24 protein-coding genes are annotated in these 24,247 nt (G+C 36.0%); 18 read left to right on the top strand and 6 right to left on the bottom strand.

From position 1 onward, the window contains the following. The first annotated feature begins 382 nt into the window (after positions 1 to 382). From D1953_RS03275 to D1953_RS03265, 3 genes are all read left to right on the top strand, one after another. Positions 383 to 3,118, top strand: coding sequence for a GTPase domain-containing protein (locus D1953_RS03275; protein WP_119115740.1), 2,736 nt, complete (start codon positions 383 to 385; stop codon positions 3,116 to 3,118). Positions 3,119 to 3,345: 227 nt separating this feature from the next. Further along, complete coding sequence (locus tag D1953_RS03270; protein WP_119115739.1) at positions 3,346 to 4,248, top strand: DUF2935 domain-containing protein; 903 nt, start codon at positions 3,346 to 3,348, stop codon at positions 4,246 to 4,248. 24 nt (positions 4,249 to 4,272) lie between these two features. Continuing rightward, positions 4,273 to 4,611 (top strand): YmaF family protein, encoded by a 339-nt coding sequence (locus D1953_RS03265; protein WP_119115738.1) that lies wholly within the window; start codon positions 4,273 to 4,275, stop codon positions 4,609 to 4,611. 102 nt (positions 4,612 to 4,713) lie between these two features. Here the strand turns inward: D1953_RS03265 and D1953_RS03260 are convergent, their stop codons facing one another. After that, the gene (locus D1953_RS03260; protein WP_119115737.1) at positions 4,714 to 5,418 is read right to left on the bottom strand and encodes a DUF421 domain-containing protein; all 705 of its coding nucleotides are present in this window, start codon (positions 5,416 to 5,418) and stop codon (positions 4,714 to 4,716) included. A gap of 110 nt (positions 5,419 to 5,528) precedes the next feature. Between D1953_RS03260 and D1953_RS03255 the strand changes: the two genes are divergently transcribed. The 3 genes from D1953_RS03255 (at position 5,529) to D1953_RS03245 (ending at position 8,150) form a co-directional block, all read left to right on the top strand. Beyond that, the gene (locus tag D1953_RS03255; RefSeq protein WP_119115736.1) at positions 5,529 to 6,338 is read left to right on the top strand and encodes an outer membrane protein assembly factor BamD; all 810 of its coding nucleotides are present in this window, start codon (positions 5,529 to 5,531) and stop codon (positions 6,336 to 6,338) included. A 205-nt stretch (positions 6,339 to 6,543) separates the two neighbouring features. After that, complete coding sequence (locus D1953_RS03250; protein WP_119115735.1) at positions 6,544 to 6,834, top strand: hypothetical protein; 291 nt, start codon at positions 6,544 to 6,546, stop codon at positions 6,832 to 6,834. 98 nt (positions 6,835 to 6,932) lie between these two features. Then, complete coding sequence (locus tag D1953_RS03245; RefSeq protein ID WP_119115734.1) at positions 6,933 to 8,150, top strand: S1C family serine protease; 1,218 nt, start codon at positions 6,933 to 6,935, stop codon at positions 8,148 to 8,150. A 94-nt stretch (positions 8,151 to 8,244) separates the two neighbouring features. On the opposite strand, the gene D1953_RS03240 is transcribed toward D1953_RS03245, so the two are convergent. From D1953_RS03240 to D1953_RS03230, 3 genes are all read right to left on the bottom strand, one after another. Continuing rightward, positions 8,245 to 8,967, bottom strand: a complete 723-nt coding sequence (locus D1953_RS03240; RefSeq protein WP_119115733.1) for a ZIP family metal transporter — start codon at positions 8,965 to 8,967, stop codon at positions 8,245 to 8,247. Between the two features lie 152 nt (positions 8,968 to 9,119). Continuing rightward, positions 9,120 to 10,061 (bottom strand): cation diffusion facilitator family transporter, encoded by a 942-nt coding sequence (locus D1953_RS03235; RefSeq protein WP_119115732.1) that lies wholly within the window; start codon positions 10,059 to 10,061, stop codon positions 9,120 to 9,122. 13 nt (positions 10,062 to 10,074) lie between these two features. Beyond that, complete coding sequence (locus D1953_RS03230) at positions 10,075 to 10,383, bottom strand: ArsR/SmtB family transcription factor (RefSeq protein ID WP_119115731.1); 309 nt, start codon at positions 10,381 to 10,383, stop codon at positions 10,075 to 10,077. Positions 10,384 to 10,800: 417 nt separating this feature from the next. Here D1953_RS03230 and D1953_RS03225 point away from each other — a divergent pair, with 417 nt between their 5' ends. The 10 genes from D1953_RS03225 to qoxD all read left to right on the top strand — a co-directional run bounded on the left by D1953_RS03225 (position 10,801) and on the right by qoxD (position 20,093). Further along, on the top strand, positions 10,801 to 11,049 hold the full coding sequence (locus D1953_RS03225) for a FeoA family protein (protein WP_119115730.1): 249 nt from the start codon (positions 10,801 to 10,803) through the stop codon (positions 11,047 to 11,049). After that, positions 11,046 to 11,735, top strand: coding sequence for a FeoB small GTPase domain-containing protein (locus tag D1953_RS03220; RefSeq protein ID WP_119115729.1), 690 nt, complete (start codon positions 11,046 to 11,048; stop codon positions 11,733 to 11,735). Before D1953_RS03225 ends, D1953_RS03220 begins: the two co-directional genes overlap by 4 nt. 4 nt (positions 11,736 to 11,739) lie before the next feature. Further along, positions 11,740 to 13,140, top strand: a complete 1,401-nt coding sequence (locus D1953_RS03215; protein ID WP_119115728.1) for a nucleoside recognition domain-containing protein — start codon at positions 11,740 to 11,742, stop codon at positions 13,138 to 13,140. Between the two features lie 309 nt (positions 13,141 to 13,449). Then, the gene (locus D1953_RS21120) at positions 13,450 to 13,593 is read left to right on the top strand and encodes a hypothetical protein (protein ID WP_182480481.1); all 144 of its coding nucleotides are present in this window, start codon (positions 13,450 to 13,452) and stop codon (positions 13,591 to 13,593) included. Between the two features lie 13 nt (positions 13,594 to 13,606). Beyond that, complete coding sequence (pdxR, locus tag D1953_RS03210) at positions 13,607 to 15,037, top strand: MocR-like pyridoxine biosynthesis transcription factor PdxR (RefSeq protein WP_119115727.1); 1,431 nt, start codon at positions 13,607 to 13,609, stop codon at positions 15,035 to 15,037. A 283-nt stretch (positions 15,038 to 15,320) separates the two neighbouring features. Further along, positions 15,321 to 15,608, top strand: a complete 288-nt coding sequence (locus tag D1953_RS03205) for a hypothetical protein (protein ID WP_119115726.1) — start codon at positions 15,321 to 15,323, stop codon at positions 15,606 to 15,608. Positions 15,609 to 16,291: 683 nt separating this feature from the next. Continuing rightward, on the top strand, positions 16,292 to 17,197 hold the full coding sequence (gene qoxA / locus D1953_RS03200) for a cytochrome aa3 quinol oxidase subunit II (RefSeq protein WP_119115725.1): 906 nt from the start codon (positions 16,292 to 16,294) through the stop codon (positions 17,195 to 17,197). Positions 17,198 to 17,264: 67 nt separating this feature from the next. Then, a complete protein-coding gene (gene qoxB / locus D1953_RS03195; RefSeq protein WP_119115724.1) occupies positions 17,265 to 19,220 on the top strand; it encodes a cytochrome aa3 quinol oxidase subunit I in 1,956 nt (651 codons plus the stop codon). Next, positions 19,217 to 19,810, top strand: coding sequence for a cytochrome aa3 quinol oxidase subunit III (gene qoxC, locus D1953_RS03190; protein ID WP_119115723.1), 594 nt, complete (start codon positions 19,217 to 19,219; stop codon positions 19,808 to 19,810). Before qoxB ends, qoxC begins: the two co-directional genes overlap by 4 nt. Position 19,811: 1 nt before the next feature. Further along, complete coding sequence (qoxD, locus tag D1953_RS03185; protein WP_119115722.1) at positions 19,812 to 20,093, top strand: cytochrome aa3 quinol oxidase subunit IV; 282 nt, start codon at positions 19,812 to 19,814, stop codon at positions 20,091 to 20,093. A 352-nt stretch (positions 20,094 to 20,445) separates the two neighbouring features. Here qoxD and D1953_RS03180 read toward each other — a convergent pair whose 3' ends face one another. Both D1953_RS03180 and D1953_RS03175 read right to left on the bottom strand, forming a co-directional pair. Beyond that, on the bottom strand, positions 20,446 to 20,580 hold the full coding sequence (locus D1953_RS03180) for a BA3454 family stress response protein (RefSeq protein WP_119115721.1): 135 nt from the start codon (positions 20,578 to 20,580) through the stop codon (positions 20,446 to 20,448). 235 nt (positions 20,581 to 20,815) lie between these two features. Then, a complete protein-coding gene (locus tag D1953_RS03175) occupies positions 20,816 to 21,652 on the bottom strand; it encodes an EamA family transporter (RefSeq protein WP_119115720.1) in 837 nt (278 codons plus the stop codon). Positions 21,653 to 22,011: 359 nt separating this feature from the next. Here D1953_RS03175 and queF point away from each other — a divergent pair, with 359 nt between their 5' ends. Together queF and D1953_RS03165 are read left to right on the top strand one after the other, a co-directional pair. Further along, positions 22,012 to 22,509: a preQ(1) synthase gene (queF, locus tag D1953_RS03170; RefSeq protein WP_119115719.1), complete on the top strand. Its 498-nt coding sequence runs from the start codon at positions 22,012 to 22,014 to the stop codon at positions 22,507 to 22,509. A gap of 301 nt (positions 22,510 to 22,810) precedes the next feature. Continuing rightward, positions 22,811 to 24,157, top strand: coding sequence for an aspartate kinase (locus D1953_RS03165; RefSeq protein ID WP_119115718.1), 1,347 nt, complete (start codon positions 22,811 to 22,813; stop codon positions 24,155 to 24,157). The last annotated feature ends 90 nt before the right edge of the window (positions 24,158 to 24,247 follow it).

Below are 24,247 nucleotides of genomic sequence, written 5' to 3'. Positions count from 1 at the left end.
AGAAGACAGTCAATGGGGATTTTTTGTATCATTAGACTACGGATTATCCCAGTTTTGAGATTTAAGTTTAGGCTGTTTGAAGCTGGTTTCTTGTGTAAAAATCTGTTAATTTTATAGTGTGTATTTTGGAAATTACGTATCATTTTTATTAAAATCTTTACAGAAGTGCAATTTCTGTGTTGAAAATGTAAAGTTTATGACATCGTATAACAAAGCTATTTTGTTAAAATAATGATTTAAAAGTGGATTTTTACATCACTATATGCAAGATAGGCACAACCATGGTTTCATATATAAGCCAAAAAATTATTTATCAACAATCGTATTTACGGAAGCCTTTTAAATAAACATATTGTAAAAATATAAGGGTGGAGGCGTGAGAATGGACGAGCAATTAATTCAAAAAAAGTTTTACGAAATACTTATAGAAGGTAAAGAAAAGCATCCAATTGAATCTTTAGGAGAACTTTTTATAGAAGAAAACAAAAAAGAGATTGCTAATTTAACAGATATTCGCTTTGCACAAGGGGAAGTATATTTTCAACATCTTGATTATGAAGCAGCCATTTTTAAATGGGAAAACATTGAGGGCAAACTCGGTCCATGGGCAAAGAAGAATATTGCAGATGCGTATTTTGAGTTGGAATTATATGATACAGCAGAATCGATTTATAAAGATGTTTCGACTGATAACCCAGTGTTGAAGATGGAAGTGTTTTTGCAATTGTTTTCTCTTTATATCGTTGGGATGAAACATCCATTAGCACGTGATGTCATTAAAGAAGCAGTTGCATTTGATCCAGACTATCCGAATGTAACGAAGATGGCTCGTGCTTTTTTTGAAGAGCAAAAGGATTGGCCGAATGCTGTTGAATTAGCTGTGAATGAAAGTATTCGTACAGAATCTATGGCCTGGTTTGATGTATTGCATGCCTATATTAAGCAGGGGGTTGCTCAATCCAGTGCTCCAGATTATTTTGCTCGTATGTTGGAATCATTATATCAGCTTGAGCCAGTTCGATTTGAAAAGATGGCTGTAGCTCTATGGAAGAATTATAAGTATACAGATTCGTATTTTAATTGGTTAGAGGTTATTACAGAATTAATTGGCAAAGGCGAACATAGTAAAGAGCATAGATGGAATGATTTATCCAATCAATATCAAGAAGCATTTTCTCGTTTACTAGAAGGAAAGTACTTGATTCGTGATTTGAAGCCCGTTATTCCAAGTCTATTAGAAAACTGGTTGAAGATTTCAAATGGAGAGCAGACTATTCATGCAGCGGCAGCTGTAGCTTCATGGAACAAGGTATTCCCTGAATCAATGAATATGTTAATTGTTCACGAGGCAGAGGGGATATTAAATCAATCAAGTAAAGTGAAGGGTGGCTTAACGGCAAGCGAAACGTTATTCGAGTCGATTGCTGCTTGGGCGCAAGAGAATGAATTAGCTGTTGGCTATAAATTAAAGTGGATGATTCGTGAGTTACTCAATACCAATTCTTATCGTCTTCTTCTTGCGGGAAGTGCTGGCAGCGGGAAAACGTCCTTTATGGAAGCACTTGTTGGTCAAACATTAGGAGTGCATGATTATTCTGGTACGATTAGTGTTCAAGATAGCTCAGAATCGGCCATCATCGAAATTACGGGGGATGAGCAAAAGATTGTAACGGAGTTAGGTGAGACAAATGGTCAAAAAGGGTCCATTATGGATATCCACCTTTCAAGTGATTACTTGCAAAAGCAAACGTTGCGTGTAGTTGATGCACCAGGGTTTAATGGAGAAAAAACGATTTCTTCTGATTTTCAACATCATTTAGCAGGAAGCGATGGACTATTATTTGTGTTAGATGCACGGGCTCCTTTTACAGGAGTGGAGCGCGATTTATTATTAGACATTCAAGCAGCAGCACCGCAAATTCCGATTCATTTTTTATTAAATAAAATGGATACCGTTTATAGCGATCAAGTGGCTATGCAGATGGAAGATGAAACATGGAATAAAGTAAATATGTACTTTCCGAAGGCGAAAGTGTTTACTTTTTCGAATAAGTATGAAGATAGCAAGCAACTGAATGATTTTGCACTATTTATGAATAGTAATTATCGTCAAGATGATTGGAAAGAAAAGCGGACAGAGAAGGTATTGAATTTTATTCATCAGACGTTAACTTATTTGTTAGAAAAGCGGGCGTCTACGGAAAGAAAATGGGAACATTCGATTGCTTGGAATGAACAAATGGTAGAGAAGCTCAACGGAGCGATGAATCAATTAGCTGATTTGGAAAAAGAAAAAATTAAAACGATTACTAAATCGTATCGTTCGTTTAAGGAAGAAGTCAAAAGTGAAATATTTACAAAAATTCCTGAAATCCTGCATAACTGCTCTAATTTAATAACGGAAAATAGTGATTTTAGTCAAGTTCATGTGCAATTAAATCAAGAAATGAATGAAAAAATTCAAGAATATGTTAAGCAGACTTTAATGCCAGATTACTATCATTCTTTACAAAAATGGATTTCAGAGTCTGAAATGGAATTTACTCAAAGTCAGCAATTTATGGATGACGTAAGCAGTGGCTTTAATGAATTATATCAAGAAGAACGGATTGGCTTACTTGGTGATTTTAAAGTGCTCGATGATTGGAGAAGAGATGCGGATAGAATGACAAGTGGTATTCGAATAGAAAATGTAAATATTTTGCTTAGACGCACGCCGGCGCAATTATTGCTTAAAGGAGCTGGGAAGCTGTTAGGAGCAATTCCTCAAAACAAGGCATCGATGTATAATCGGTATAAAAAATACTTGGAAAATGAAGATTTCCTTGATGTCGCACTTATGATTAGTGATCGTTTCTTAGCCCAGTTTGAACTATTCGAGCAGTCAATTGAACGTGATATTACTTTGTTCTTTAGAAGCGCATTTTCTATGCTGCAAAAAACAATTGATACAACACAGATGGAAACGAAAGAGTATCAAGAGACGCTTCTGCATATGAGAGAAAACCCAGAAGTGTATCGTGATCCAATTACGTTGTTTGAAGTGAAGCTGAATCAAGCTGAGCGCCTTGAAAAAGTAGAGAAAAGACGTTTGGGTAAACTACAGCGTAATATTTAGCAGGTCAGAATACTTTATTTATACAATGGATATCGTTAAAGGTTTTACGTATTATAAGCAAAATCATCGAACAAAAGGACACCCGTTGATGGGTGTCCTTTTGTTGTTTTAAAAGAAAGATGGAGAAGGAGTAAAGAAGCGTTTGTAAGAGGTTTTTAGTTTATAACATAATTCAATTATGAACCCAATAAACTAATGGTAACGTCAGAATAAGGAAGGGGAGAGGCATGCAAAATCAGCCTCAAATACCTGGTCATGTAAGCGCAGATGAGTTTAATCGTATGTTACTTCCACCTGAATCATTTGCGGCCAAACCGGAGTCATTAACCGAACAACTCTTTATTGAACGTTCTTTAACGGAAAATAGATTTTGGCTTAGAATTATGAAAGAACATGCTAAATTTCTAGGAGATGGTTTTAATCGTAAGGATACGGGACTAATTCAACAAACCGATCGTTTTTATCATTATTTTGAACAGCAGGAAAAGCGGGCTTATGAAGTCCCAAATAATGTTTCTTTGGTGAGGAAATTAAACGAAGATAGTATTGAACTGGTAAAAGGGTTCCGGAATTTTAAAAGAAATCTTCTTATCTTGATCATTAATTGTAAAGTAAGCGGGTTTAATTTTCCTTTGCTTGTAGACCATACTGCTCGTGAAGCAGAATACTTTATGAGAACACTAAAAAAATTTAATAAAGGGATTTTAGATCCCATTCAAGATGCCATTATTAATGAGAATGTATTTTGGCTGAAAATTATGATGGAACACTCGCGATTTATTGCTTCATTGCTAGATCAATCTGAAAGGAATTTAGTACACACAGCTCTTAAATTTGGGGATGATTTTGAAACGCTGTTAAATCAAGCGAGAGACGTAGAGTCAATGTTACATCATAAACAACCAACATATCCTATTATCGGCAAAATGAATAAAGACAGTGAAGATGCAGCTACTGAAATTCGAGATTTCAAGAAAGCGGGGCTAGATTTTATTAAGAACTGCCAAATTCGGAACGTAATTGACCCGCTTCTTGCTGACCACGTTTTACGCGAAGCTAATCATTTCCTTTATATGATTCATATATTGGAAGATCGTTTAAACAAGAAGAAAATGAGTGAACAGCAATAACATTGTATTATATGGGAGGCCAAAATGAATCGTGTAGGTAAAGATGATTTCGTACCGGGATTTGTACCAAATCATAATCATGGTTCGGTTGATTATACATCTGTAAATGACGGTCATGTTCATCAGTGTTTAGATGTTACTTCTCCTCCTATCCAGACTCAAGATGGGAATCATATTCATTACACGGAAGGCTATGTTGTTTTTGAAGGTGGGCATACCCATCATTATCAGGCATATTCAGGTCCTGCTATCCCTGTGGGAAATGGAATGCACGTCCATCATTATGATTTTTATACAACAGAAAATGATGGGCATCGGCATCGAGTAAGAGGTGTGGATCAGCCTGCTCCAGGGAATAAATAATAACCACCCATAGGGTATAGTAAGATAATTTTGTGATAGCCATGCATTTTAACAGAGACTTCAAACGGATTTAGTTTGGAGTTCTCTGTTTTTTGACTGTGCTTAATGGTATAAAAAGATTTTTAATTGATCGTTTTGATCAATGGTTCCTAATAAAATATCATGTATATCTGCATCATATAGGCTTTTAACTTTGTGTTCCAGCCAGTTTTCGTTCTTACCAATTCGATGTAATTCTTTGAGTTCAATTTTTCCCTCTTTAATAATTGTACTAGGAAAAGTAAATGGTTTAGTCACTATGTTCATATTCGCTGGGGTCATCGCCTGATATTGTGGATGCAAGAAAAATGAAATCGTACCATCTGGCTCCCATAAAGCAAATGCTACCTTTTGAACGTCTTCGACTTTTTCCTTCCTCAATTCTGATAATAAAAAATCAATAGATATTCTTGCTCTTTTTAAGTTTTTAGATATAATCTTTCCATTTTCAATAAGTGAGAAGGGAGGAGTATCAATAAAATGTCGAAGTTTCCTCCATTTCAGACTAGCAAATACTCCAATTAAGTATAAGGCAACTAAAACGGTCATGGTAATCATCGAGCCTTTCAAACCTAACCCTTCATCAGACAATGGGTGGGCAACAATGTTTCCAATCGATAAGGCTATAATGAAATCAAGTAGTTGTAACTGAGAAATCGATCGTTGTCCCATTATTTTTGCCATAAAGAATAAGAAAAGAAAAGCAACAACAGCTCGTAAAATCCACTCTATTGAAGTAAGGGATTCCTGGCTTTGAAAAAAGTCCATTCAAATTCACGTCCTTATTTCCTGTTATTCAGTGCTTAGTATTATCTGTCATGTCATTCGTGATACAATAAAAGAATATGAAACTAATTAATTATACGAGAGGTGCCAAGGTGAGAAAGAGAGTAACAGCATTGGTTGTACTGACATTTTTATTAATGGTTGCGGGTTGTACATCAAGGGAATATGATGCCAATATGGATTTAGGAAAAGAGCAAGTACAAGAAGAAAATTATTTGGAAGCGTATGATGCGTTTGCATTAGCGTACAAGGATCAAGAAACGGATGAAGCAAAGGAATTGATGGAGCTTTCTAAATACCTTGCTGATGGAATCAGTCATTACGAAGAGAAAGACTTTGAGGCTGCTTTAACAGCTTTTGAAAAAGGAGCGGGATACGAAGCTAAAACAAAGTTAGGCAAGAAAATGGTTAAGATTGCGGATGAATGGGTAACGAAGATTGATCATATGAATGAAGATTCATCTGATGTAGTAGAAGAAGAAACATTGAGCCCTGAAGAAGAGGCGGCACTTGAGGAGCAAAATATTGAAGTGCCAGCAGACGTTAAAGAACCAGAGAAGAGTGACGTCAACACAGAACCGAAAAGAACGGAGACTGATTCGAATTCATCAGATTCGTCAAATTCATCAAGTGCTGATGTTTCAAAGGAGCAGAATCAGAATCAGAATAAGGAAGATTCTAAAAAACTAACTGTCCAAGAAGCAGAGCAATTAGTTAAAGACTTTATCGAAATTGAGGATTATCCATATCTACGTGTTCAGTATGATCATGATGATGAAAAAGGCGATTATATCTTTCAAGTATTTGAAAGCGTAGAGGATAATGAATACGGCCATACAGCTACATGGGGATGGTACGGGGTAAATCCGAAAACAAAAGAAGTATATGATATAATGCAATGATGGAAAAACGACCTCTGTTGAGGATATAAAAAGGCTCTATAAGAAAATTGGAAATCGAGTTTTAGATTTTGATAGATATGTTAATGAAACCTACACCTATTTAATTTTTTAATGGGTGTAGGTTTTTTTTGTTGGTAAAATAAGTAAAATGGTGTTGGATGAATCTGTTAATTGGTTTAGAATGGTAAAAAGAGGAGGGAGATGAATGGAGGAGCATTTGAAAATATTAAATCCTTTAAAATGGATGTGCGGTACGGCTGGTGTAATTGGTCTAGGTATCTTCATTTTAAGTCTCTTTGCCAGCGAGTATAATAAAGATTATTTGTTTTCTATTATCGGATTAATGCTTTTAATTACTTCACTAGCTATCTTTTTAGTTGGGATGTTTTTTATTGTGATGGAGGAAATGGTGATGAATACAGAAAAGGGGGAGAGGGTTATTCCTACGGGATCAAACGTAGTAGCTTTTAAAAGAAAAAGACGAACGTTACATTAATGTTCGTCTTTTTTTCTGCTTTCGTTAAGAATTTCTTAAGCTTTCTCCTGTATGATAATGCCATTGAAAGAAGTATTGCATATAGGAGGAAGTAGGATATGGAATCATTCAATGAAGAGCAAGTAAAAGTGAAAAAAGAAAAATCACCATTAGTGACATCTATTATATCGAGTACGGTCGCTGCTTTAATCACTTCTTCTGTCTTTCTGTTTGCTGGTGATTATGTTCATAATGATCAAAAGCAAGAAGCGGATACTGTAACAACCCAAACATCAAATTCAAATACAAATGTTCAAAGGGTATCTACAAGTAATGTAAATAGCAATTCCGTTGCAGACATCGTTGAAAATACTTCAAAATCGATTGTAGGTGTGGTCAATTATCAACAATCCCAAACGACAAATTGGTTTGGAGAACCGAACGCTCAAGCGGCTAATGGAGAAAGTGAAACGGTTGAAAGCGGTACGGGTTCAGGAGTAGTTTGGAAAAAGGAGAATGGAAAAGCTTATATTATTACCAATAACCATGTCATTGAAGGAGCAGCTAAAGTCGAGATTTCTTTATATGATGGGACGAAAACAAAAGCTGATGTGGTAGGGGCCGATGCATTAACAGATTTAGCTGTTTTAACCATTGATGCTTCTGATGCACCAGAAGGGCTTACTTTTGGTGATTCGGACAGTGTTCGTCCAGGAGAAAGCGTATTAGCGATTGGGAATCCACTCGGCCTTGATTTTTCTAGGTCTGTTACACAAGGAATCGTAAGTGCTATAAATCGCACAATGTCTGTTGATACTTCTGCGGGAGAATGGGAATTGAATGTACTTCAAACGGATGCAGCGATTAATCCCGGTAACAGTGGGGGCGCGTTAATTAATACGAGTGGAGAGGTCGTCGGGATTAACAGTATGAAAATTTCAGAAAGCGGAGTAGAGGGATTAGGGTTTGCGATTCCAAGTAATGATGTAATTCCCATCGCGGAGCAGTTGGTTAAAAGCGGAAAAATTACTCGTCCATATTTAGGCGTAAGTCTAATGAATGTTTCCGACATTCCACAATATTATAGGAAAAATGTACAGAACTCTGTTCAGTCAGGTGTGATTATAACTGGAGTTGAAGCTAATTCAGCAGCAGCTAAAGCAGGCTTTCAACAAGAAGACATTATTGGCGCAGTTGATGGTGTAGAAGTCGGTACAGCTACGGACTTTAGAAAACAATTGTATACAGAAAAAAAGATTGGCGATAAAGTATCATTTACGATATATCGCGGTAACGATAAGAAAACAATAACTGTTACCTTACAAAGTAAGCAGTAAGACATATCGAAACAGAGAAAGGCCCTCGTTTGGGGCTTTTTTTGGTGAACGGCAACGCAAACTAAAAAAAGAGTCAAAGGCATGGTCTAGGTAACTATATTGTCCTTAAATACATACCAATAATGAGCGCTCCGACTCCTGATATTAGTAAACTATATACCATTGATGAGTGCCTTAAAGCTTCATAGAAAATTTCTTTAAGTGTAACCATAATCATAATTCCTACAGCAAGGCTAATAATAAAAGCCCATAAAGCAGGGTAGTCCATGCCAACCATACTTCCTAGAACCGCTCCTATTCCAACAGGTAAAGAAACAATACAAGTAAAGAGAAGGAGTTCATAAATACCAAGTCCGGCTAAAAGTAAGGGCGTAAACATTGCTATTCCTTCAGGGATATTATGAAGAATAAGTGTTTGAAGAATGGAATCACTTATCCCCGTATGCTGACTTGAACCAAAGGCGATCCCCATAGGAAAGTTATGGATTGAGATACTGATTGCCAATAAGTAACCCGTATGCATAAATAAATCTTTACTTGAATGATGATTAATGGTGGTAACCTTACTATATGTTTGGTGTATAAGCAGGAAAAGTAAGCTACCTGTGACAATTCCTAAAATAAATATGGTCCATCCGCCGAGATTAATGCTTTCAGGTACAATCTCTAGAAAAACTAATCCAAGAATCAAGCCTGTGCATAATGCGTATATAGCTGCGATTCCTTGTTGAAACCTTCTTAAAAGCATTGTGAGCAATCCGCCGATACTAATTCCTATTGCTGTTGCAACGAAACCTAGTACGCCAATATAAAACATTTTACACCCCTATATTCTGCCTATAAGTATATATGGACAAAATATAGAAATTATTCATAGGGAATAAAGGAATAAACATTAGAGTCCTCAAATAATCAACAATATTGTTTAACAAAGCCAAACTAAAAGAAAAACGTACCTTAATGGCACGTTTATACTTTTAATTCATTGTGAGCAATGAGTGAAGTTTCAATTTGAATCGTTGTGTGTTCTATTTTAAATGTATCCTTTATTTTATTAATGGCTTCTTGTAATATTTCTTGACTGTTTTTATCATCTTCAATGAGTATATGACAGCTTAAAGAATCTAATCCAGAGGTAATGGTCCATATATGGAGGTCATGTACATCGATGACTCCATCAATTTCTTTTAGAGCTGCTTTTACTTCTTCCTGATTAATAGTAAGAGGGGTGCCCTCCATTAAAATATGGACCGAGTGCTTTATGACTCCCCAAGCACTTTTTAAAATTAATAATGCGACTAAAACTGAAATGATAGGGTCTGCTATATACCAATCGAATAGAAGCATTAATGTACCAGCTGCAATTGCTCCAACAGAACCTAATGCATCCCCAAGTACGTGTAGATAAGCACTTCGTAAATTAACATTATTCTTCACGTCGCCTTTGCGCATTAACGACCAAGCACTAATTAAATTGGCAAACAATCCTATTGAAGCAATCAGCATCATTGTTCCACTTGCAATAGTTGGTGGTTCGAAAAAGCGTCCGTATGCTTCCCAAACGATAAACCCCGCGATTACAAATAGGGTAACACCATTAAATAATGCCGCTAATATTTCAAAGCGATAATATCCATAGCTTTTATTAGGTGATGGCGGTTTCGCTGCGAACCATATCGCAATTAAACTTAGAAATAAGGAACTAGCGTCACTAAGCATATGTCCGGAATCAGATAATAAAGCTAGACTATTGGTGAGTAAACCTCCAAAGAATTCTAGAAACATAATTCCAGTAGTAATTAGTAAAGCTATAATTAACCCTTTTTTATTTCCTTCTCTTGTTTCTTCAAAATGATTATGACTATGAGAGTGACCGTGGTGATGATGTCCGTGATCATGGTGATGGCCCATGTTCATTCCTCCCTTACTCGCATTGAATATGTGATAAAACTTGATTTAAAATGGTAATAACGTGTTCATCGTCATAGGTATAATAAAACGTGTTGCCTTCACGTCTATACTTAACAAGTCGTAGATTTCTTAAGAAACTTAATTGGTGGGAAACAGCTGATTGTGTCATATCTAATACTTCAGTAATGTGATTGACAGAGCATTCCTCTTGAGAAAGTAAATATAAAATCTTTATTCTAGTCGGGTCAGCTAATGCTTTGAAAATTCGGGAGGCTTCGTCTACCGTATTAGGCGATAAAAAAGAATGGTCATGTTGGTTCATAAAATATACACCTCATTTATTTGGTTAGTAATCTGCTGATAAAGAATTAGAAAAGAAAAAGGCAAGTTATATCTCATAGATAAACCTGCTTGCCCAGCGTCTATAACAATAACGTCATAAATCATGCTTAACAACTCAACTGAACTATATGAGCATATGTTCATATATAACATATGTTTAAAAGTAAATTTTGTCAATTACTTTATATGGGATTTTTTGTTATGAAATTTACAAAGAGTATACGTAGTGTTTTAACCGCAAATCGTAATGTAACTTTGCGGAATTAGCGTGAATGAAACTGCTAACATTATTTAGCAGTTTTTTTATTTTACAAATAGTTTGACAATATCGAAATATAATCATATTATAACGTTAAAAGTTGCGTTAGGGCAAAAAAAAAGTATGGAGGAAAGAATGATGACTGAATCTAAAAAAATAAAGTTATTTAATGGGAAGAAGGGGGACTTCATTCGTCTTACTCATTTAGATATAGATGGTGTTATGCGAAGAAGACTGCTGGATTTAGGTTTTGTTCCGGGGGCTGTCGTTGAGGTACTTAGAAAAAGTCCTTTGGGAGATCCTATTGCTTTTCGTGTAAGTCAAACCTCTATAGCTTTAAGAAAAGAAGAGAGTTTAAGAATCGAAGGGGAGTTGATTAACCCATGACTAAATCCTTCCGTATTGCCCTTGCCGGTAATCCAAACACCGGGAAAAGCACCTTATTTAATCTGTTAACTGGATTAAAACAGCATACTGGGAATTGGGCAGGAAAAACTGTGGATTTGAAGGCTGGTACATTTACCTTCAAGACAAACCAATATGAAATGATTGATTTGCCCGGAACTTATTCTCTATTTTCAAATTCAAAGGACGAAGAAATTGCCCGGGATTATATTGTATTTGAGAAGCCCGATGTAACTTTGGTGGTCTTGGATGCTACAGCTCTTGAAAGAAATATGAATCTAGCTTTACAAGTGATGGAGATTACGGATCGTCTCATTATTTGTATTAACTTAATTGACGAAGCAGAAAAAATGGGCATTAAAATTAATGAAAAAGTATTGATGAAGCGCTTGGGAGTTCCTGTTATTAAAATATCCGCTAGAAACAAATCCGGGATACCGATGCTGCTTGATACTATTGATCGAGTTGTAACTGGGGCCATTCAATGTACGCCTTATCAAATGACTTATGATGAAGAAACAGAGAAAAAAATAGCATTATTATTGCCAACCGTCGAAAAGATTTCAGGTAATAAGTTTCCAGCAAGGTGGTTGTCTTTAAGATTGTTAGATGGAGATACAAATCTTCTACAGCAAATTCAACAGAAGATTACAATAATGGAGGGATAACAGGGTGGGAGCACAATCTGCATACAAGCAAAATGAAGTACAAGAACTCTTTTATCAGGCTGAGCAGCTTTCTTCTTCTAATGTTCGTGATCAAATTGTTGAACAACTTTATAAAAAAAGCAATGAATTGATTAAAGAAGGAGTTAGTTTTACAAAAACAAAACATGATCAAAGAACAGAGAAATTAGATGCTATTTTTACATCACCTATTTGGGGATTTCCGATTATGCTCATTATGTTAGGAGTTATTTTTTATTTAACGATTGCAGGGGCGAATATTCCTTCCTCTATGTTAGCTAGTTTCTTTGGATGGATTGAGGGATATTTAACCCTAATGTTTACGACTTTACATGCTCCAGATTGGCTTCATGGAGTTCTTGTTTTAGGATTATATCGAGGAACGAGTTGGGTGATTAGTGTGATGCTTCCACCGATGGCCATATTTTTCCCTACTTTTGCACTTCTTGAGAATTATGGCTATCTGCCTCGAGTTGCTTTTAACATGGATCGATTATTTAAAACTGTTGGGGCGCATGGAAAGCAATCATTAACAATGGCTATGGGGTTCGGATGTAATGCAGCTGCAGTTATGTCTTCACGAATTATTGAGTCCCCTCGTGAACGGATGTTAGCCATTCTGACCAATAATTTTGTTCCTTGTAATGGTCGTTGGGGCACACTAATTGTTTTAGCTTCTCTATTTATGGCCGCGGGCTTTACAGGCGGAATGAAGTCTTTGGTTACAACGTCAGTCATCGTTGGCATTGTAATGTTTGGAATTATAATAACGTTTCTTGTTTCGTGGGTACTGTCTAAAACAGCGCTAAAGGGTGTTCCCACTCATTATACGCTAGAACTGCCGCCTTATAGAAAACCAAAGTTCGTTGATACGGTCATTAGATCCTCTTTAACTAAATCTTTATCGGTTCTTAAGCGTGCAATAAAAGTTGCGGCTCCTGCAGGAATTTTGACTTGGGTTTTAGCTAATATTCAGGTAGGAGATACGAGTATCTTATTGCATATTGTGAACTTTTTAGATCCATTAGGACAAATGATTGGATTAGATGGCTATATACTAATGGCATTTTTAATAGGGCTTCCAGCAAATGAAATCGTATTACCGATATTATTGATGGGGTACTTATCAACAGGTGCACTAATTGATGTAGAGGGTATTGAAGATCTAAAGCAGATTTTTTTGAATAACGGTTGGACGTGGTTAACAGCTCTTAATATGATGTTGTTTTCATTGTTACATTACCCATGTGGAACGACATTAGTTAATATTTATAAAGAAACAAAAAGTATAAAATGGACATTTTGGTCTTTTATGATTCCAACAGGGATTGCGTTTTTAGTTACATTTTTAATTACTCAAATCGTTCGTTTCATGGGGTGGGTATAGAGCGAGGTAACAGAGGCCCTTGGTTTGAGAAGAAATATTTTGAAGAAAATAGATTAGAAAGGAACAATGAACATGGCTTAGTCCCTTGATTTTGAGGGGCTTTTTTTGTTTGGTTATGAGACATAAATGGGGAGGTGAAATGACAATTTAGTGAATATTATCAGTTCGTTTAAGTGGATGGGGGAAACATGCTATGATTGGATGGTCTCATTTATTATAATATATATTATAAATAAAGATAGAATAGATGTACAAGGTTAACAAGCCTTTATAAAAAAGTGATATAGATGTATTGGAGGAGAAACGGTGATGAAAAAAAATATGCCAAATTGGTTAAATAACACTTTAGTTGTCATTATTTCAATCATATCCCTAGGAGGGGTAGCTCAAAACCTTGAATGGAGATCTAATAAAAAGAAGGAAAAGGATGTTGAAAATCATAATGGAAACTAAAGGAATGTAGATTGTGGAGTGGAAGCTGAATCGAAATTCTAAAAAAGCTCTCTATAAACAAATTGCTGAATATATTGAACATGGAATCGCTGATGGAACCTTTCCGGTAGATACTCCACTACCTTCAGAACGCTCTTTAGCCAGTGAGTTAAAGGTAAACCGAAGTACAGTAGTAGCGGCTTATGATGAACTGGAGGCTAACGGATTAATTGAGCGGAAAAAAGGAAGCGGAACGACTATTAGTAAGGATATTTGGGGAATGACTAGAAGGCGTATTCCAAGTTGGAACACCTATATTGAATCTGGTTCATTTTTGCCTAACTTACCGCTCATACAAAGAATTCGTAAAGAAATGGTCGACGATACCTTAATTAATTTATCTAGTGGAGAACTATCAGAAGATTTGTTTCCCGTTGATTCTCTAAGGGAAATCCTTTCCGGCAGATCATTTGTTGGGAGCCTTGGGTATGACCACCCGCAAGGAAACGCATATTTAAGGGAAACGATTGTCTCTCATGTAAAACAATATAGAAGAATTCATACAGATTCATCTTCTATTATGATTACTTCTGGTGCCCAACAGGCCCTGCATCTCGTTGTGCAATGTTTACTGAAACCAGGGGATGCTGTTGCTCTTGAGGACCCGTCTTATTCATATGGCCTTCCTATTTTTCAATCAGCTGGCATACGGACGTATCCGTTGCCTGTGAATCAGGAAGGAGTCGATCCGGATGATTTGTTATCGCTTCTTAAAAAGCGAAAAATTCGTATGATTTTTTTAAATCCTGCTTTTCAAAATCCTACAGGAACGTTGCTTTCTATTGAGCGACGTAGAAGGATATTAGAGATTTCATCTGAGCATGGAATTCCTGTTATTGAAGATGATCCTTATAGTTTAACAGCATTTAATGGAGAAGAAATTGCTACGCTAAAATCAATGGATGACTATGGAAATGTTTTATATATTAGTTCATTATCCAAAATCGTTGCTTCTGGTTTACGAATTGGTTGGATTATTGGCCCGAAGTCTGTCATCGAAAGACTATCGGATGCTAAACAACAAATTGATTTTGGACATGGAATTTTTAATCAGTGGGTGGCAAATGACTTTCTTAGTTCTCCTTATTTTCATTCTCATATTGCTTATTTAAGAGAGCAGCTAGAAACAAGAAGAAATCAAATGGTTTCAAGTCTGCAGCAATATTTGAATCAGCAGGTTGAATTTCATATTCCACAAGGCGGCATTCATTTATGGTGTAAAATAAATGAAACGTTGAATGAGAAAAAATTGCTGGAGGAAGCGATAAAAAGAGGGGTTATTCATGTTCCAGGTTCTACTTTAGGATCAAAAAAAGGGTATGTACGATTTACTTTTGCTAGAGCGAACGAAACATGCATTCACGAAGGGATTAAAAGATTTTCTGCTGCCTTAAAAAGTTTATAAACATGATGAAGGAAAAGAGTGCCTAAAAAAGATGTTGTAATAACAATCTTTGGGGCACTCTTTTTAATGTATCGTGAATTAATAAGGAGTAAAGACCATTAATAGATGAGATTTTACTCTAGTATTGATCTTTTCATTTAGTGGAACTTTTAATCTATAGTGCATAGAATATTTTAATGAAATAATGACAAAATATTTTTGTCAAGTTTTTTGTTAAAATTTTATAGAAATATTTGACAATTTTGTGAAATATATTAAAATAAAAGCAAAGGAGCTGAGCTAAATGAAAATATTGAACCCTTTAAAGTGGGTATGTGGAACTGCTAATGTCATTGGTTTAGGTATCCTGATTGTGAGTTTTATTGTAAACGGTTACAAATGGAACTATACTTTGTCGTTCATAGGATTAACGATGGCTATTAGCGCGACACTCATATTTATGGTTGGTTTATTTTTCATTTTGACGGAAGAGCTGGTTTCGAATACGGAAAAAGGGGAGAAGGTTATCCCAATTAAACGTAACGTATCTAATGTCGTTGAGTTCAAAAGAAAAAGAAGGGTATCAAATTGATACTCTTCTTTCTACTACATAATTTGTATGGTGAATTTTTCACAAGGGGCCGTTCATCATAGAGGGAGTTTTAAGGAGTAATATAAAAAATTACTTTAATTAATCAATCTTTGAGCATGAAGTGTGGCTTGTATGACAATGCCATAGCTCTAAATCCATGTTTAAAATCCTTCAAACAGAGTTTTAACAAACCAATATATTTCACCTTTAAAAGGAGACAAAAGTGCCTAGGCACGTTTATTAGAAAGTCGACCCAGGCACTTTTTATGTATAAGGATTTAAAATAAAATTATATCATAGAAAAAACAGGAATCAAAATTGATTCCTGTTTTTTCTATGATATAACTCTTTTTCGATAGGCTTCCGTTCGGATATTGCTATACTGATATATTTTTAATAGAGATTTCCCTAACGATTGTTTTCGATAAGCGATTGATATCTCTTTATAGTTTGGAGAAAACGAAAACAGATTAATCAATTAGTATATTCCCTTTTTCAAAATGTGTTATTAAATATCGTAGATTCCATTTATTGTATAATTCTTCATGAACATTTTGTGACATATATCACTTTCCATTGTTTTTTTTTCTTAATGATACTAATATAAGAATGTAATTGTAAACATGATAGTTTTATCAATTATTTTCAACACAACTTCTAAAAAAAAAGAAAGGGGAATCTTTATGAAAATGAAATGGACTTTATTAGCTCTTATTTTCGCTGTTGCCACTGCGCTTACTGGCTGCGAAAATCCGTTAGCTGTCTTCGATCCAAAAGGTCCTCAAGCGGCAACACTCTCAGATACTATTATTCTTACAATTTGGATAATGCTTGCTATCTGTGTTGTTGTAACTGTTGCCTTTATTTATATGTTAGTAAAATATCGTGCGTCTAAACAAAGCAAAGATTATGAACCTCCTCACATTGAAGGAAGTGCAGTTGTTGAAACAATTTGGACAGCAATTCCAATAATCATTGTTGCTTTCCTATCCGTTGTTACTGTAGTTTCACTAAAAGACGTTGAGGCAACGCCGAAAGGATATGAAAACAAAGAACCTCTAGTTATTTATGCTTCATCATCTAACTGGAAGTGGCATTTTAGTTATCCGGAAGAAAATATTGAAACAGTAAACTACGTGTATGTTCCGACAGACCGTCCGCTTGAGTTTAAACTTTATTCTTATGGACCAATCTCAAGCTTCTGGATTCCGCAGCTTGGTGGGCAAAAGTATGCAATGGCTGACATGGTAACTACGCTTCACTTGTTAGCTGATGAACCAGGAGAAATGTGGGGACGAAATTCAAACTTTAGTGGTAAAGGTTCTGCTCACCAACTATTTGATGTGCAAGCAGTTTCTCCTGCTGAATTTGAAGAATGGGTAGAAGAGGCTAAAGCTAAATCAGAGCCACTTACTGAAGAAAAATTCGACGAATTATTAAAAACAGAGCATGTTGGTCGACAAACGTTCACTGGAACGCATTTAGAATTTAGTCCAGCTCCAGAAGGTTCTCATAACATGGATGACATGGAGAACAAGGAAGATATGGAAGATATGGAAGACATGAATCATGACATGGATCATAAATAATAGTCAACTTTAATAAATGAAACATATGAATTTCCAATTTTAAACATGACGAAAGGAGTCACGAAGTATGGAATTCTTTGAAAGATTTGCCGTGCCGCATCCAAGTTTCGCCATCTATGCGTCGATGGTAGGGATTGCTCTTACTAGTCTCGCTATTGTTGTCGGCTTAACCTATTTTAAAAAATGGGGTTACTTATGGCGTGAGTGGATTACAACCGTCGATCATAAGCGTATCGGGATTATGTATATCCTAGCTGCTTTGATTATGCTTTTACGTGGTCTTGTTGATGCCGTTATGTTACGTGCTCAACTTGCCATTCCTGATAATACAATCTTAGATTCTCAGCATTACAATGAGGTATTCTCAGCACATGGTGTTATCATGATCATGTTTATGGCGATGCCGTTCTTATTTGGTTTAATGAATATCGTTACGCCGCTACAAATTGGTGCACGTGACGTTGCGTTCCCGCGTTTGAATGCAATCAGCTTTTGGTTGTTCTTCATGGGTGCTATGTTATTCAACATCGCTTTCGTAGTAGGTGGTGCGCCTGATGCTGGTTGGACATCTTACTTCCCGCTAGCTAGTGAAGAGTTTAGTCCATCAGTGGGTACGAATTATTATATGATGTCGCTTCAGCTTTCAGGTCTCGGTACATTAATGACAGGTATTAACTTTTTGACTACCATTTTTAGAATGAGAGCTCCTGGCTTGAAATTAATGCAACTGCCAATGTTCACATGGGCTATGTTAGTTACTAACGTACTAATCATAGCGGTGTTCCCTTTATTTGCAGTAGCACTTGCATTTGGGGCAATGGACCGTATGTTCGGTACTCAATTCTTTACAATTGGTAATGGCGGTATGGATATGATGTGGGCAAACTTGTTCTGGGTTTGGGGACATCCTGAAGTATATATCTTAATCCTGCCTGCATTTGGTATCTATAGTGAAATTATCTCAACATTTGCACGCCGTAACCTATATGGTTATAAATCAATGGTTGCTTCAATGGTCGCTATCACTATTCTTTCTCTAGTTGTATGGGCTCACCATTTCTATACAATGGGGCAAGGAGTATTAGCAAATAGTATTTTCTCTATTGCAACAATGGCAATTGCCGTTCCAACAGGGATTAAAATCTTTAACTGGTTGGCAACACTTCGAAAAGGTAAAATTGAGTTTACAACGCCAATGCTTTGGTCTTTAGCATTTATTCCAACCTTCTTAATCGGTGGGGTTACAGGGGTTATGCTTGCGATGGCAAGTGCCGACTTCCAATATCATAATACGATGTTCTTAGTTGCTCACTTCCATTACACAATTATTCCTGGTGTAGTATATGCGTTTATTGCTGGTTTAATTTACTGGTGGCCAAAAATGTTTGGTTTTATGCTGAACGAAAAAATCGGGAAAGTTTCATTCTGGTTGGTAGCCATCTTCTTTAATGTAACATTCTTCCCGATGTTTATTACAGGGTTAGATGGTCAAGCACGCCGTATGTACACATACTCTGAAGAAACTGGTTTCGGTCCATTAAACTTGATTGCCTCTATTGGAGCAATTGGATTAGCTCTTGGTTTCATCGTACTTGCATACAACATCTATTGGAGTACTCGTTATATGCCAAGAAATATTGGTTCAGATCCATGGAATGCACGTTCTCTTGAATGGTCAATTCCTAGTCCAGTACCTGTATATAACTTTGCAACACTACCACATGTTAAATCGTCACAAGCATTCTGGGATGCTAAGACAAAGGGTCATAACTTATTCCCAGATAAAGTGGAAGAGATTCATATGCCAAATAACAGCGGTGTACCGTTTATCATGTGTGTCATCTTCTTTATTGGTGCGTTCTCTTTAATATTTGATATGATTCCTTTAGCAATTGCTTCCCTAATCGGAGTCTTTGCTTGTATGGCTTACCGTTCATTTGAGGCTAACCATGATCACGGATATCATATTCATGTGAAAGAAATTGAAGAAACAGAAGAAAGATTGCGAGGTGCTAACAAATGAAAATAGATAACTCGCTTCCACTTGAATATAGTACAGAAGAAAATCGTTTGAAGATTTTAGGCTTTTGGATTTTCTTAGCTGCCGAAATTGCGCTTTTTGCAACACTTTTCGCGACTTACTTTGCTTATCAGGGCCGTACAGGTAACGGTCCTGGTACGGAGATTTTCGAGATTACACCAGTATTAATTAACACATTCGCTCTATTAACAAGTAGTTTTACCATTGGATTAGCAGTTAATGCTATGCGACTTGGAAATAAAAAGGCAATGTTAACATTCCTTGGTCTCACATTAGCTCTTGGACTTGTATTCTTAGGAGTAGAAATTAAAGAGTTTTTCACATTCGTTCATGAAGGAGCGACAATCCAAACAAGTGGGTACTTATCCATCTTATTTTCAACATTAGGAACACATGGTGCTCACGTATCGCTTGGTTTCTTCTGGGGATTATTCATCATTATCCAAGTGTCTAAATATGGATTAACTCCACACACAGCTAATAAAGCGTTCATCTTTTCATTGTACTGGCACTTCTTAGACGTAGTTTGGATCTTCATTTTCAGCTTCGTCTACTTGAAAGGAATGATGTAATATGGCACAGTTATTTCCTAAGCACCATGTAATGGGATTTATCTTCTCATTGGTCCTTACAGTAGTTGCGATGGCTGTTGTTGTTTATGACCTTTCTTATACAGCAGCAATGGCTATTCTGCTAATAACTGCTTTCATGCAAGCTGGCGTTCAATTAGTAATGTTTATGCATGCTGGAGAATCTGAAGATAAGGTTACAATTTACACTAACGTTATCTATATGGTATTCTTTGCTATAGTAACGATATTAGGTACACTATTACTGTTCATTTGGGATATGTAATAATATATAAGAGAAGAGTATCAAATTTGATACTCTTCTTTTTATTTCTGGCTCATAATTTTATTCTGAGTCTTTTTCTTATGTCCTAGAGGGCTGTCGTGAGTAGCAATTGCTTAAGGGCGAATTCTCTTATGCCTATCTATGCCCCCTCAGCCTTTTTCATGCGGCAGCAAGCCATGTTGACGGATCATACGGCCAATAGTTTGAAGTCGCTGTATAAAATAGGCTGAATTTTTAGATGGGCCGGATTAGGACTGGAAATTGTTAAGGAATTGGGAAGTTAGTGCAATGTTAGTGTTATAGAGAAGATATATATCCATAAAAAAGAAGCAGGCTGTGGGCTGCCTGCTTCTTAATTTTCCCATTGTTTTTTTACTTGAGAAAGAGCTAATTGATGGATTTCTTCCGGAGCTGTATCTCTCGTTGCTAATACATTTGTTTGATAAGTTCTCCCTTTGAAATCAACTGTAACTGTAACTTTAATCATTGTCATCTTCCTTTCTTGAATTAGTATTGGATGTAAGAGAGGTATACTCATTCTTTTCTTGCACTTTTTGAGTGGTTTTAATATAGGGGATTGATTATTTTTTTTAATTATCTGATATTTGCGACAATTTGTCAATAGGTTAATTTGTAAAAAATGTAAAAAAGTAAAATGCACTAGTTTTTAAGGGGGAATTCGAAAGCAACTGCTGCTTATTTGCTTTCGAATTATGCCTTCCTTAAATTTTTGTTAAAATAATCCCAATGATTGCAATCAAAATACCACTTATTTGATAGATTCTCAGTTTTTCTTGAAATAAATAGCAGCCAGCAAAAACGACAAATAAACAATTTAGACTAACAATCGGAAATATAATACTCGAGATACCTGTACTTAATGCATAGAAGTAACAGCCGTATCCCATAATGCTTAATAGACCAACCACTGTTCCAATTTGAATCTCAGGAGCTTGTATTTTCTCACGTTTGAGAATGAGTATAATTAATAAATAAATGCTGCCGCCTCCATACATGGCAGTGAGCACGTCCAATGATTGAAATTGTAAGTGTGCGGACGTTTGCATTAGAACTCCGAGTGTTCCAAATGAAAAAATAGCAAAGCATACGTGCATAATCCAGATGAAATAGCTATGTTGTCCCTTTGCATTAGGGGTATACTGAATCACGACGACAGCTACCATCATACAAAATATACCAATCCATTGAATAGATGAAATGTGCTCATGAAAGATAAGAGCGGAACAAAGGATTGGAAAAATAGCATTCGCTGCCACTAATGGTGCTGTTAAACTGGCGGGGCCTTTTTCGAAAGCACGTGATAACTGAATATTCCCGTTCGTATTTAGAATACCAATTAGAGCACCAATTAAAATAGTTAGTATATGGAAATTTTGATTACCAATAAAGACACTATAACCAAATGTACATATGAATGCAACTAAGTAGAAGAAAAATTGGATATGAATCTTTGAAAGGCCTTTTCCATTACTCCACTTAAAAATACTATTATTAATTCCAAAACATAAACTCGTGACAAGTGCTGCAAAAATCCACATAATGTAATCGCTTCTTTCGTGATAAGGTTGGAATGTTGTTAATTTTACGCTCAAAAGAGTATTGTAGCAATAAGAATTCGTAAGGTATGAAAGGTTTTATTGACATATGTGTTTAAATTCCCTATTCTTAATAGGGATTACATTTCCATACACACATTCCGTTATAGCGGAAGAGGTTCATAGCAACAACCCTCTATAAAAAACTATGGCTTGACTGGGACACTAATCAACCATATCTGTGAGGAGATATGGTTTTTTGTATACGTCTGTGTTAAACGATAATATCGTTTAACACAGACTGGTTTATAGCCTTTATGAGCATCGTTGTGAGAACATAAATGACTGAGGAGGATTTTGAAATGGCTGGAAGATCAGAAAGTGAGTTAAAGGATATTACGTTACTTGGAAATCAAGGGACAAAATATTTATTTGAATATACTCCAGATGTGTTGGAGACATTTGATAATAAGCATGCAAATCGAGATTATTTCGTTAAATTTAACTGTCCAGAATTTACGAGCTTATGTCCAATGACGGGACAACCAGACTTCGCAACCATTTACATTAGCTATATTCCAGATGTGAAAATGGTAGAAAGTAAATCGTTAAAGCTGTATTTATTCAGTTTTCGTAATCATGGAGATTTCCATGAAGATTGCATGAATATTATTATGAATGATTTAATTGAATTAATGGATCCGCGTTATATTGAAGTATGGGGGAAATTCACGCCGCGCGGCGGGATTTCGATTGATCCATATACGAACTATGGAAAGCCTGGTACAAAATATGAAAAGATGGCGGAGCATCGTTTAATGAATCACGATTTATATCCAGAGAAAGTGGATAATCGCTAAAACGCTATAGAATGAAAAGACAATTGCTTAGGCAGTTGTCTTTTTCGATTTGACCTCAGATGTATGAGTTAAAAATCGAAATGGATTTCTTGGCTGACTCATTTCAATTTTAGAGAATTTACGAGTAATTTATATTTGAAATTTAAATTAAGGTTATATATTTTTAGTTTTTTATCATAAGTCCACTCTAAAAATACAAATGTACACCATAAATAGAATTTATACTTGATTGTTTGCGGAAAACAAGTGATAATAATAGAAGAATTTTTACTGAATATTTCTAACAATAGGGGATGTCGTGATGAAAGTTATTAAATTTGGTGGTAGTTCATTAGCTTCTGGTGAGCAATTAAAAAAAGTGTTTAATATAGTAATCTCTGATTCTGAACGGAAAATTGTTGTTGTTTCAGCTCCTGGTAAAAGAAATTCTGATGATATAAAAGTAACTGATTTATTAATCGCTACTGCAGAGCGTCAATTACGTAATGAAAAAAATGAAGAGTTGATTGAAGAAGTCATCGCACGTTATGCAAGTATTGCTGAGGAATTAAGTATTCCTGCAGATATTATCACGACAATTCGTGAAGATCTTTTAGCTCTAGTACACGCAGATCAAAGCGATGAGAAGCGTTATATTGATGCGCTGAAAGCAAGCGGTGAAGATAATAATGCGAAGCTTGTAGCCGCGTTTTTCCAAAGCCAAGGTGTAGAAGCGGAATATGTATGTCCAAAGCAGGCTGGGTTAATTGTAACGGATGAAGAGGGGTATACAAGTGTATTACCTGAATCTTATGAAAGATTGAGTGCTTTGCGTGATAGAAAAGGAATTGTTGTGTTCCCTGGATTTTTTGGATACACAGAGGATGGAGATGTATTAACGTTCTCACGCAGTGGTTCAGATATTACCGGTTCAATCTTAGCTGCAGCTGTTAAAGCAGATTTCTATGAGAATTTTACAGATGTTGATGCGGTTTATTCCGTGAATCCAAATGTAGTGTCTAATCCTAAGGAAATTCGCGAGATTACATATCGCGAAATGCGTGAGTTGTCTTATGCAGGTTTTACTGTTTTACATGATGAAGCATTAATTCCAGCATTTCGTGCAGGCATTCCGGTAAACATTCGCAATACGAATAATCCTACAGCACCAGGAACACTTATTGTGAATAAACGAAACAATACAAATGGGCCTGTTATTGGAATTGCGAGTGACAAAGGATTTTGCAGCATTTATATCAGCAAATATTTAATGAACCGTGAAGTTGGTTTTGGTCGTAAAATGCTGTCTATTTTGGAAGAGTACGGTGTAGCGTATGAACATACTCCATCTGGGATTGATGATGTAACACTAATCTTGCGCCAAGATCAAATGAATGCAGAAACGGAAGAGAAAATTGTACAGCGCTTAACAGAAGAACTTCATGCAGACGAAGTGATTGTTGAACATAATCTTGCCCTTATTATGGTTGTTGGGGAAGGTATGCGTCATAATGTAGGGACAACAGCAAGAGCGGCTAAAGCACTTGCTGATGCAAAGGTTAATATTGAAATGATTAACCAAGGTTCATCAGAAGTAAGCATGATGTTTGCGGTTAAAGGGGAGTCAGAGGACAAAGCGGTTCACGCTCTGTATCATGAATTCTTCTAATTACTTTTACTAATTTCACTGAAAGCATTTAGTTAGATTCTTCCATTTTTAGACTTTGTTACATGTAGAAAGAGAAGGTGAGCGAATTCA

This window comes from Peribacillus asahii (assembly GCF_003570725.1).
Classification (GTDB): Bacteria; Bacillota; Bacilli; order Bacillales; family DSM-1321; genus Peribacillus; species Peribacillus asahii.
The sequence above is the reverse complement of the archived record's forward strand: the minus strand, read 5'-3'. Positions and strand labels throughout refer to the sequence as shown.

Bases quoted from the DNA above. Each gene is read 5' to 3' on its own strand.
- D1953_RS03275 (WP_119115740.1), top strand. From the start codon at position 383: ATGGACGAGCAATTAATTCAAAAAAAGTTTTACGAAATACTTATAGAA.
- D1953_RS03270 (WP_119115739.1), top strand. From the start codon at position 3,346: ATGCAAAATCAGCCTCAAATACCTGGTCATGTAAGCGCAGATGAGTTT.
- D1953_RS03265 (WP_119115738.1), top strand. From the start codon at position 4,273: ATGAATCGTGTAGGTAAAGATGATTTCGTACCGGGATTTGTACCAAAT.
- D1953_RS03260 (WP_119115737.1), bottom strand. From the start codon at position 5,418: ATGGACTTTTTTCAAAGCCAGGAATCCCTTACTTCAATAGAGTGGATT.
- D1953_RS03250 (WP_119115735.1), top strand. From the start codon at position 6,544: ATGGAGGAGCATTTGAAAATATTAAATCCTTTAAAATGGATGTGCGGT.
- D1953_RS03245 (WP_119115734.1), top strand. From the start codon at position 6,933: ATGGAATCATTCAATGAAGAGCAAGTAAAAGTGAAAAAAGAAAAATCA.
- D1953_RS03240 (WP_119115733.1), bottom strand. From the start codon at position 8,967: ATGTTTTATATTGGCGTACTAGGTTTCGTTGCAACAGCAATAGGAATT.
- D1953_RS03235 (WP_119115732.1), bottom strand. From the start codon at position 10,061: ATGGGCCATCACCATGATCACGGACATCATCACCACGGTCACTCTCAT.
- D1953_RS03230 (WP_119115731.1), bottom strand. From the start codon at position 10,383: ATGAACCAACATGACCATTCTTTTTTATCGCCTAATACGGTAGACGAA.
- D1953_RS03225 (WP_119115730.1), top strand. From the start codon at position 10,801: ATGACTGAATCTAAAAAAATAAAGTTATTTAATGGGAAGAAGGGGGAC.
- D1953_RS03220 (WP_119115729.1), top strand. From the start codon at position 11,046: ATGACTAAATCCTTCCGTATTGCCCTTGCCGGTAATCCAAACACCGGG.
- D1953_RS21120 (WP_182480481.1), top strand. From the start codon at position 13,450: ATGAAAAAAAATATGCCAAATTGGTTAAATAACACTTTAGTTGTCATT.
- D1953_RS03205 (WP_119115726.1), top strand. From the start codon at position 15,321: ATGAAAATATTGAACCCTTTAAAGTGGGTATGTGGAACTGCTAATGTC.
- qoxA (WP_119115725.1), top strand. From the start codon at position 16,292: ATGAAAATGAAATGGACTTTATTAGCTCTTATTTTCGCTGTTGCCACT.
- qoxB (WP_119115724.1), top strand. From the start codon at position 17,265: ATGGAATTCTTTGAAAGATTTGCCGTGCCGCATCCAAGTTTCGCCATC.
- qoxC (WP_119115723.1), top strand. From the start codon at position 19,217: ATGAAAATAGATAACTCGCTTCCACTTGAATATAGTACAGAAGAAAAT.
- qoxD (WP_119115722.1), top strand. From the start codon at position 19,812: ATGGCACAGTTATTTCCTAAGCACCATGTAATGGGATTTATCTTCTCA.
- D1953_RS03180 (WP_119115721.1), bottom strand. From the start codon at position 20,580: ATGATTAAAGTTACAGTTACAGTTGATTTCAAAGGGAGAACTTATCAA.
- D1953_RS03175 (WP_119115720.1), bottom strand. From the start codon at position 21,652: ATGTGGATTTTTGCAGCACTTGTCACGAGTTTATGTTTTGGAATTAAT.
- queF (WP_119115719.1), top strand. From the start codon at position 22,012: ATGGCTGGAAGATCAGAAAGTGAGTTAAAGGATATTACGTTACTTGGA.
- D1953_RS03165 (WP_119115718.1), top strand. From the start codon at position 22,811: ATGAAAGTTATTAAATTTGGTGGTAGTTCATTAGCTTCTGGTGAGCAA.